Below are 697 nucleotides of genomic sequence, written 5' to 3' on the forward strand. Positions count from 1 at the left end.
GAGTCACTGGAGGTGACCGATGGGACAGCAGTCTGCCGTCGACAGAGCAGCGATGAAGCAGGCCGCGGACGACATCGACGCGTCCGCGAACATCATCAAGGGCCTGCAGACCCAGCTTGAGGGTCACAAGCAGCAGGTCCGGTCGGCCTGGGAGGGTAATGCCTCCATGGCCTTCGAGTCGGTGTTCAACCGGTTCAACGAGGACTTCAACAAGGTTCTGCGGGCGCTGGAGGGCATGCACCAGAGCCTGGTCCAGACCAAGATCACCTACGAGTCCAAGGAAGAGATGTCCGAGCAGGCCGTGAACAAGGTCCAGGCCCTGCTCAACGGCAGCACGTGAGGGTAATCCGGATTAGGTGACCAGGGCTGGAGAAGGAGAATCATGAGTTACACCAGGGCCAATTTCGGGGGCCTGACCGAGGGTGAGGCGCAGTTCAGCCAGGCCGCGCGTGCGCTGATGGACGAGCTGAACGACCTGGAGGGCAAGCTGCGCACCAAGCTCAACCAGTGGGAGGGCTCGGCGCAGGAGGCGTACTGGGTGTTCCAGAAGCAGTGGGACGGCGCGGCCAAGGACATGCAGAACGTGGTGGCGCAGCTGGGCCTGGCGATCCGCGACGCCAACGACAACTACCAGCAGGCCGAGCGCAGCAACTCGGGCATCTGGGGCTGAACACCCCGACGATGACCGTCCCCGGGC

2 protein-coding genes are annotated in these 697 nt (G+C 63.6%); both read left to right on the plus strand.

Annotation, left to right across the window (positions count from 1 at the left end; translation table 11 throughout):
• Positions 1-19: 19 nt before the first annotated feature.
• Positions 20-340, plus strand: a complete 321-nt coding sequence (locus ETD96_RS44205) for a WXG100 family type VII secretion target (protein WP_132178299.1) — start codon at positions 20-22, stop codon at positions 338-340.
• 42 nt (positions 341-382) lie between these two features.
• Positions 383-670, plus strand: a complete 288-nt coding sequence (locus tag ETD96_RS44210; RefSeq protein WP_132178298.1) for a WXG100 family type VII secretion target — start codon at positions 383-385, stop codon at positions 668-670.
• Positions 671-697: the final 27 nt, after the last annotated feature.

This window comes from Actinomadura geliboluensis (assembly GCF_005889745.1).
Classification (GTDB): Bacteria; Actinomycetota; Actinomycetes; order Streptosporangiales; family Streptosporangiaceae; genus Spirillospora; species Spirillospora geliboluensis.

Coding starts and splice junctions, on each gene's coding strand:
- ETD96_RS44210 (WP_132178298.1), top strand. CDS start 383: ATGAGTTACACCAGGGCCAATTTCGGGGGCCTGACCGAGGGTGAGGCG.
- ETD96_RS44205 (WP_132178299.1), top strand. CDS start 20: ATGGGACAGCAGTCTGCCGTCGACAGAGCAGCGATGAAGCAGGCCGCG.